The organism is Rhizobium sp. SVR5-9E (genome assembly GCF_056755095.1).
On record NZ_JBNDHS010000400.1, the window covers coordinates 1 to 273 of the forward strand.

The 273-nt window shown below is 59.3% G+C and carries 1 protein-coding gene; it reads left to right on the plus strand.

The annotated features are described in order from the left end of the window. Nucleotides 1-273: fimbrial protein (locus tag ACPYOJ_RS35355; protein WP_481420388.1), on the plus strand; the 273-nt coding region annotated here is incomplete at both ends.

The window sequence follows — 273 nt, forward strand, 5'->3', positions numbered from 1 at the left end:
TCCCTGTTCAGCAAGGCCGGGGCGGGTAACAAACCGGAGGGGGTAACCGCGCAAAGCAAAACCATCGCCATCAAATGCACCAACGTGGAAGCGAACGCAATGCTGACGATGCGCGTTGAGGCAGAAAAGGTCTCCAGCAACGCGGTGGTGTCGGATAACCCCGATGTGGGGTTTGTGATTGCCAACGAAAGCGGTACCCCGCTAACGCCCAACAACCTGACCAGCAAAATCCCGTTCCGTCTCGACGACAGCGCGCAGGCGCAGGTGGGGATC